Annotated in this window: 6 protein-coding genes; 3 read left to right on the forward strand and 3 right to left on the reverse strand. The window is 54.3% G+C overall.

What is annotated here, in order from left to right; translation table 11 throughout:
* The first annotated feature begins 129 nt into the window (after window positions 1-129).
* Entirely contained in the window at window positions 130-4,719 is a 4,590-nt protein-coding gene (gltB, locus tag H6F91_RS10230; RefSeq protein WP_190771834.1) for a glutamate synthase large subunit, read from the forward strand.
* A gap of 39 nt (window positions 4,720-4,758) precedes the next feature.
* On the opposite strand, the gene H6F91_RS10235 is transcribed toward gltB, so the two are convergent.
* Window positions 4,759-5,079 carry a hypothetical protein gene (locus H6F91_RS10235; protein ID WP_190771835.1) on the reverse strand — a complete coding sequence of 107 codons (321 nt, stop codon included), beginning with the start codon at window positions 5,077-5,079 and terminating at the stop codon, window positions 4,759-4,761.
* 127 nt (window positions 5,080-5,206) lie between these two features.
* Here H6F91_RS10235 and gltD point away from each other — a divergent pair, with 127 nt between their 5' ends.
* Both gltD and H6F91_RS10245 read left to right on the forward strand, forming a co-directional pair.
* Window positions 5,207-6,691, forward strand: a complete 1,485-nt coding sequence (gene gltD / locus H6F91_RS10240) for a glutamate synthase small subunit (protein ID WP_190771836.1) — start codon at window positions 5,207-5,209, stop codon at window positions 6,689-6,691.
* An 80-nt stretch (window positions 6,692-6,771) separates the two neighbouring features.
* Window positions 6,772-6,984, forward strand: a complete 213-nt coding sequence (locus H6F91_RS10245; RefSeq protein WP_190771837.1) for a hypothetical protein — start codon at window positions 6,772-6,774, stop codon at window positions 6,982-6,984.
* Window positions 6,985-7,068: 84 nt separating this feature from the next.
* Here H6F91_RS10245 and H6F91_RS10250 read toward each other — a convergent pair whose 3' ends face one another.
* Complete coding sequence (locus H6F91_RS10250; protein ID WP_190771838.1) at window positions 7,069-7,587, reverse strand: hypothetical protein; 519 nt, start codon at window positions 7,585-7,587, stop codon at window positions 7,069-7,071.
* An 81-nt stretch (window positions 7,588-7,668) separates the two neighbouring features.
* On the reverse strand, window positions 7,669-8,097 hold the full coding sequence (locus tag H6F91_RS10255; RefSeq protein WP_190789309.1) for a hypothetical protein: 429 nt from the start codon (window positions 8,095-8,097) through the stop codon (window positions 7,669-7,671).
* Window positions 8,098-8,642 lie beyond the last annotated feature (545 nt).

Here is an 8,642-nt window from a genome sequence, read left to right on the forward strand (position 1 = left end):
CATTGCTCAGGAGTTTGAGATTAGCCAATCGATGAGATTTGTTCAGGCTCATCTTTCCCCATTGAGGGAAGTCAGTGCCATAACTTTCCCTCGTTACACATCCCCTTTCGCTACTTTCGAGTATCCACAATGAACCACTACCAAGCGCCATCTCGTCAGGGCCTGTACGATCCCCAATTTGAACACGATGCCTGTGGAGTTGGCTTTATCGTCCACATGAAGGGGCAGAAGTCCCACGACATCGTGAAGAACGCCCTCACTATTCTCTGCAATCTGGATCACCGGGGGGCTGTGGGAGCCGAGTTCAATACAGGAGATGGAGCCGGCATTCTGTTTCAGGTGCCGCATCTGTTCTTGCAGAAGACGATGGCAGCTCAGGGGATCACGTTGCCCGAAGCCGGTCAGTATGGCGTGGGCATGATTTATGGGTCGCCTGATGAAGGGCAGCGATCGCGCGGTCGCCAAATTTTTGAACAGGTGGTTGCTGAAGAAGGGCTACGCGTTCTAGGGTGGCGTGATGTCCCCACAGATAACTCTTCCCTGGGTAACACTGCTAAAGCCAGCGAACCCTTGATGCAGCAGGTGTTCATCGAACGGGGCGCAAGTTTCGCGGATGACCTCGCATTTGAGCGCAAACTCTACGTCATCCGCAAGCGCTCCCATGGCCTGATTCGCACTCACGACTGCGATCCCTACTGGTATCCTTCCAGCCTTTCGGCCCGCACCATCGTCTACAAAGGGATGTTGATGCCGGGGCAGGTGGCTGATTACTACCCGGATTTGCGCGATCCCGACCTCACCAGTGCGCTGGCGATGGTGCATTCTCGCTTCAGCACCAACACCTTCCCGAGCTGGGAGCGATCGCACCCCTACCGCTACATCGCCCATAACGGTGAGATCAACACCCTGCGCGGCAACATCAACTGGATGAATGCGCGGCAGTCCCTCTTTGCGTCTGAGCTATTTGGTGATGACATCCAGAAGATTCGTCCCGTAATTAACATGGATGGCAGCGACTCGCTGATCTTCGATAACGCGCTGGAATTGCTGGCATTATCTGGGCGATCGCTCCCCCATGCGGTGATGATGATGATCCCGGAACCGTGGAGTGCTCATGAGTCCATGGACGAGGCGAAGAAAGCCTTCTATGAGTACCATTCCTGCCTGATGGAGCCATGGGATGGCCCCGCCTCCATTGGCTTCACCGACGGTACGGTGATTGGTGCGGTGCTCGATCGCAACGGCCTGCGCCCCTCCCGGTACTACATCACCCAGGACGATCTGGTGATTATGGCGTCCGAAGCGGGAGTTCTCCCCATCGAGCCGGACCGAATCATTCGTAAAGGCCGCCTGGAGCCAGGCCGGATGTTCCTGGTCAATACGGAAGAAGGCCGTATCGTGGCCGATGAAGAAATCAAATCCCAAATCATCAACGAACATCCCTACGGCGACTGGCTGGCTCAAAATCTCGTTGATCTCGATCAACTTCCCGCTGCTCCCATCGCTCCTCTAACTTCTCAACTCCCCCTCCCGCAGCGTCAAAAAGCCTTTGGTTACACCTTCGAAGAACTGCGGCTACTGCTGACTCCCATGGCTAAGGATGGCGTTGAGGCAGTGGGATCAATGGGTACCGATACCCCGCTAGCGGTGTTGAGCGATCGCCCCAAGCTGCTCTACGACTACTTTCAACAACTCTTCGCCCAGGTCACCAACCCACCGATTGACTCCATTCGCGAGGAAATTATTACCTCGGCCATTACCACCATCGGCTCTGAGAAAAACCTGCTGGAACCGACACCGGAAAGCTGCAATCTGATCAAGTTGCAAAAGCCTATCCTGACTGACGCAGACCTGGCAAAGCTGAAAGGCATTCAGCAGGGTGGATTTAAGTCCGTCACCTTGCCAATACTGTTCCCCGCAGCGGATGGGGTGCAGGGTCTAGAGGCTCGGATGGAAGCGCTGTTTGCGGAAGCGGATGGGGCGATCGCGGATGGCGTGAATCTGCTGATTTTGAGCGATCGCGACCTCAGTGTGGACCGTGCAGCCATCCCAGCACTGATAGCCGTAGCTGGCCTGCATCACCACCTGATCCGCCAGGGCACCCGCACTCGCGTCGGCCTCATTCTTGAATCTGGCGAACCCCGCGAAGTCCATCACTTTGCAGTGCTGATGGGCTACGGCTGCTGTGCCATCAACCCCTACCTGGCCTTTGAGACAATCGCTAACATGATCGATGAGAAATTGTTGCTGGGTGTGGAATACAGCACCGCTTGCAAGAACTACGCCAAGGCAGCGACCAAGGGAATCGTCAAGATTGCCTCGAAGATTGGCATTTCGACCCTGCAAAGCTATCGAGGAGCGCAGATCTTTGAGGCGATCGGCCTGAATCAAGCGGTGATCGATCGCTACTTCACCTGGACGGCTTCTCGCATTGAAGGGGCTGACCTGGACGTGCTAACTCAGGAAGCGCTGATGCGTCATAGCCACGCATTCCCCACCAGTGCTGCTCAAGACTTTACGTTGGATGTTGGCGGCGAGTACCAGTGGCGGCGGGATGGTGAGGCCCACCTGTTCCGGCCTGAAACCATCCACCTGCTGCAACGGGCAGTGCGCGAGGACGACTACAGCCTGTTCAAGAAATACGCCGAATCAGTCAATGACCAGAGCAAGCAGCACTTCACCCTGCGCGGTCTGCTCGACTTCAAACAGCGCGAGCCGATCCCCCTGGAAGAAGTGGAGCCTGTGGAGGAAATCGTCAAACGGTTTAAGACCGGGGCGATGAGCTATGGCTCGATTTCCAAGGAAGCGCATGAGACATTAGCGATCGCCATGAACCGTCTCGGCGGCAAGTCCAACACGGGTGAAGGCGGCGAAGACCCCGAACGCTACACCTGGACAAACGAGCGCGGTGATTCCAAGAACAGTGCCATCAAACAAGTTGCTTCTGGCCGCTTCGGTGTCACCAGCTTGTATCTCTCCCAGGCGCGTGAAATCCAGATCAAGATGGCCCAGGGTGCGAAACCTGGTGAAGGGGGCCAGCTCCCTGGTGGAAAGGTGTATCCCTGGGTTGCCAAGGTGCGCCACTCAACCCCCGGTGTGGGTCTAATTTCCCCACCGCCCCACCACGACATCTACTCTATTGAAGACCTGGCCGAGCTAATTCACGACCTGAAGAATGCCAATCGGGAAGCCCGCATCAGCGTCAAGCTGGTGTCTGAAGTGGGTGTGGGAACGATCGCCGCTGGAGTTGCCAAGGCTCACGCTGATGTGGTGCTAATCTCTGGCTTTGATGGCGGCACAGGTGCCTCACCCCAAACCTCCATCAAGCACGCTGGCCTGCCCTGGGAATTAGGGTTGGCTGAAACTCACCAAACGTTGGTACTGAACGACCTCCGCAGTCGAATTGCAGTGGAGACAGATGGGCAGATGAAGACGGGTAGGGATGTGGCGATCGCCGCTCTCCTCGGTGCCGAAGAATTCGGCTTCTCCACTGCTCCTCTGGTCAGCCTTGGCTGCATCATGATGCGGGTCTGTCATAAGAACACCTGCCCTGCCGGGATTGCCACCCAGGATCCCGAACTTCGTAAGAGCTTCGTGGGCGATCCCCAGCACGCCGTCAACTTCATGCGCTTTGTCGCAACAGAGCTGCGGGAAGTCATGGCTCAACTCGGCTTCCGCACGCTCAGCGAGATGGTCGGTCGCACTGACATTCTGGAAGCGAAGCAAGCGGTGGATCACTGGAAGGCCAAAGGCATTGACCTATCGAAGATCCTGTATCAACCCGACGTTGGCCCCGAGGTTGGTCGTTACTGCCAGATTCCTCAGGATCACGGCCTCGCAAAATCCTTGGACATCACCACCCTGCTGGATCTGTGCAAACCTGCGATCGAAAATGGCGAGAAGGTCAGTGCCACCCTACCTATCCGCAATACGAACCGCGTGGTGGGCACTATCCTTGGCAACGAAATCACTAAACGCCATTGGGACGGATTAGCAGAGGACACGGTTCATCTTCACTTCCAGGGCAGTGCAGGCCAAAGCTTCGGCGCATTCGTGCCCAAGGGTGTGACGCTGGAATTGGAGGGGGATGCCAACGATTACTTCGGTAAGGGATTGAGTGGCGGCAAGCTGATCATTTACCCCGATAAAGCTTCCACCTTCGCCCCCGAAGAGAACATCATCATCGGCAACGTCGCCTTTTACGGCGCAACAGGCGGAGAGGCGTTCATCAATGGCATGGCTGGAGAACGCTTCGGCGTTCGCAACTCGGGCGTGAAAACCGTCGTGGAAGCCGTTGGTGACCACGGTTGCGAATACATGACAGGCGGTAAGGTCGTCATCCTTGGCAAGACAGGGCGCAACTTTGCGGCTGGTATGAGTGGTGGTGTGGCCTACATCCTCGACGAAGCGGGCGACTTTGCGACCCGCTGCAACACTCAAATGGTCGGCCTCGAAAGCCTGGAGGAACCGGAAGAAATCCAAGACCTCCGCGAACTGATTCAGAAACACGCCGATTACACCCGTAGTCGTAAGGCCGCTGAGGTGTTGGCCAATTGGGAGGCCAGTGTGCCCAGGTTTGTGAAGGTAATGCCTCGCGATTACAAGCGGGTGTTACAGGCCATTCAGACGGCGATCGCCGATGGCCTCACTGGAGACGACGCCCTCACCGCTGCCTTCGAAGCGAATGCCCGCGATGTCGCCCGCATCGGTGGCGGTTGATAACACCCGTAAGGGCGAATGACTATTCGCCCCTACAGCCTATTGATTATTAGCAGCGAGGGTATTGACCAGGCTAATGACAGACGGAGTGATATTGGAGAGCACTACTACCGAGGCTGCCGCGATGATGATAGTCGTTGCCATGCGGACCATCCCATCGGTTCCCTTCTGGAAGGAATCGAACTTGTACTCTACTTTCTCGACCTTCTCATCCAGAGTTCTGGGTTCGGTCTGCGCCTCAACACGGTCTACTTTTTCCTCTAGCCTATTGAGCCGTTGGCCCAGCCCTCTTATCTCCTCCTGTAAACCCAGGATTAGGTCTCGAAGGTCATTTGAATCGGGATTGTCAGATGCTTGCATAGCGGTTGTGGATGCGTTGGCTCTCTCCTGATTTTATTGTCGCGCACTCTATTTGCCTTCGGGATAAACCCTCATTAGTTCAAAGCTACTAATCACTTGATTTTTAGAAGATTTACCAGGAAGAACCATGGGAAAACCAACGGGATTTATGGAATATTTGCGGGAGGTCGCCGATGAGATCTCCCCGAGCGATCGCATTCGCAACTGGGACGAATTCCACCTTCATATGCCGGAGGAAAACCTCCGCACCCAGGGCGCACGCTGCATGGATTGCGGCACTCCCTTCTGCCACACGGGCATGACCCTCAGCGGCATGGCCAGCGGCTGCCCTATCAACAACCTGATCCCCGAATGGAATGATCTGATTTATCGTGGCCTCTGGCAGGAAGCGCTCGATCGCCTCCACAAAACCAATAACTTCCCCGAATTCACCGGACGGGTTTGCCCTGCTCCTTGCGAAGGCTCCTGCGTTCTCGGCATCACTCACCCTCCAGTGACCATCAAGAACATTGAGTATTCGATCGCCGAAAAAGGCTGGGAATCCGGCTGGATTACCCCTACACCCCCAACTAAACGCACCGGGAAGAAGGTCGCTGTGATTGGCTCAGGCCCCGCTGGACTAGCGGCGGCGACCCAATTGAATACGGCAGGCCACTGGGTCACCGTGTATGAGCGAGCCGATCGCCCCGGCGGTTTGCTTATGTATGGCATCCCCAATATGAAGTTGGACAAGCAGAAGGTCGTGCTGCGTCGTTTGGAAGTGCTGGAAGCCGAAGGCGTCACCTTCGTTTGCAACACCGAGGTAGGCAAAGACATCTCGGCAGAAACTTTGCTAAAGGATTACGATGCCGTCGTTCTCTGCACTGGAGCGACCAAACCCCGCGACCTACCTATTGAAGGCCGGGAACTCAAAGGCATTCACTTTGCGATGGAGTTCCTCACAGGAAATACTCGCACCGTACTCAACGGTAACCCCACCGAAGATTACATTACTGCCGCCGGCAAAGACGTAATCATCATTGGTGGCGGTGACACCGGGACAGACTGCGTCGGCACTTCCATCCGCCATGGGTGCAATAGCGTCACCCAGTTGGAAATTATGCCAAAACCGCCCGAAACCCGCGCCGCCAGCAACCCCTGGCCCGAATGGCCCAAAGTCTACAAGATGGATTACGGCCAGGAGGAAGCGGCTGCCATGTTCGGCGCAGATCCTCGCACCTACCTCACCACGGCTACTCAGTTCGAGGGCGACGAAAACGGCCAGGTCAAAGCCATTCACACTGTCCAGGTGCAGTGGATGCGCGATGAAAATGGCCGCTTCTCCCCCCAACCCATTCCCGGCACTGAAAAGGTAACTCCCACCCAATTGGTACTCCTTGCCATGGGCTTCCTCGGCCCCGAACAACCCCTCCTGGACGCCCTCGGCCTGGAACGGGATGGACGCAGCAACATCAAAGCCGAGCATGAGCAATACACTACCTCAATCCCTGGAGTCTTCGCTGCGGGTGATTGTCGTCGGGGGCAAAGCCTTGTGGTATGGGCCATCAACGAAGGCCGGGGTGCGGCACGGGAGTGCGATCGCTACCTCATGGGCCACACCGATCTCCCCTAAAACTTAGAGCAGGGGTGCTCTATTGGTTGCCCCTGCTCCGCTGCCTGTCAATTTCTCCACTTCATCTAAAGGATCCAAGCATGGACACCACCTACCCCCGCCAGGTCTATCACAACCTCCGTCTTCTAGAGCATGTCAACATCGTGACCAGTGCGCTGTATCGCCAAATGGCTCAAGATGTCCTGGCAGACTCCAGCGTAGATCTAGTTTGGCGGCAGGCGATCTCCCATCGTCTCAGCGAAGCTAACTTACGATTAGAGCGGCAGACTGTCGGGAAGGACGATAGTTATTAATCCTGTTGTTATCACAAAATAAAGAGGTTGCCGCGCATCGCGCGGCAACCTCTTTATTTTGTGATAACAACGGCAGTAGGATGACTAGCGATGACCCATCCACTTAGATGCGATCGCCCCCAAAGCAGCCCCAACTAACGGATTGCTCAGCATCTTCACAAGAGCCGGTTGATCGGCCAGCACATCCTGGAAGATGTCGGGGTGATTGTGATAAGCGAAGGATGCAAGCTTCGACACATCGTCAGCATTCATCCGGCTAGCGTGGTGGGTGGAAAGACCCAGTTGCTTTTCCAGGTCATGATCTTTCAAACCCCGATGGCCCAACTGCTTCAAAAATTCTTTCGCTACATCGTCGCGCTCATTGGGCTTGATTTGAGCGATCGCCTTCTGCAATTCCGGCTCCATTTGACTGGAAGGAATCCGTTCGGGCTTAAAGGCTTGACTGAATAGATGCTTCCGCTCATCTCGCGAGGAACGCCGGGCGAAGTCATCAAAGTTGTCGTAGTTGTTGCCAATTTCGGTAGATTTGGCATCGAGAGATTCGACATTTCCGCCTGACAGATCTTGCATGATCTGACGCTTATAGGCATCACTACTCGACATAATCATCTCCTAATATTTGCAGTTTTTCTGAAGTTATTTTTTTGTGCACTTCGCACGAAAAAATAACTTCTACAACAGAACCTATGCCGCTTGATACTCAATCTGCCGCGTAGAAGTGTTGTACTTGGCAGTCAGAATTCGCTGTTTATCAGGGGCATAGACCAACACCTGTAGATCCCGGTTTGGGAAGTTCTTTTGGAAGCCCTGGACGAGCGATCGCGCCAATTCTTTTACTTCCGTAGGATGCACTTTTGAGGAAATAACAACGCCCAGTTTGTCGTTGTCACGCACATAAGCATCCTGAACCAAACCGTGGGCTGTACTTACAACCCAATCCCCAAATTTTTGTCCCGTTGCTGTATCACCGCGCTGCAATTGCGAATAGGTGGATGTATCGCTGGAAGGCTGGCTAACCTGGGTCGCCGTGCCACTACAAGCTGAGGTCGTCAGCAGAACACCCACCAAACATAGCGCGACTAAAACAGTTCGGATGCGTCGAAATAAGCTCACCTCTACCTCCTAAAATGTCTCAATCCAGTAGATAAATGACGGCTTTCAAGTGAGGGATTTCGGCATTTTGGTACAACCATATTGAACAGAAAGTGGATGCTTCTGTTGCGCCAAACTCCCCTATTCACGCTCAAAAATCACTGTGAGCGCGATTTAATACGTCCTAAAATCGCTTTTGCTATATCTTCGATCGTAGGAGGTTCAAAGATTATTGCCTTCCTTCAAAAGTTGTAACTGAAATTACAGTCTAGAGAATGCATTTGATTATCTCGTTTCTAGAAGAAGGACTTGAAGTCGGCCTAAAGAGGTAGAGATTTCTTATCAAATGCCACTACTCGACAAACAACTGCTTCACTATCAAAAAATCCATATCAAGCTACCACCCTTGTCGTAGAGACGTTGCACGCAATGGGGAGCATGTCACCTTTGCGGTGAGTAGAAATGCCTAAGAGGAACTGAAGTGCTGGAAAAGTTAGGTTGTATCAGCGAAAATCAGAGCTATCTACTTCGCAGACAAAGCCATGCAACCTGAACAAGAGCAAGCC

Source organism: Leptolyngbya sp. FACHB-8 (assembly GCF_014695575.1).
In the GTDB taxonomy this organism is placed as follows: Bacteria; Cyanobacteriota; Cyanobacteriia; order Elainellales; family Elainellaceae; genus Vacuolonema.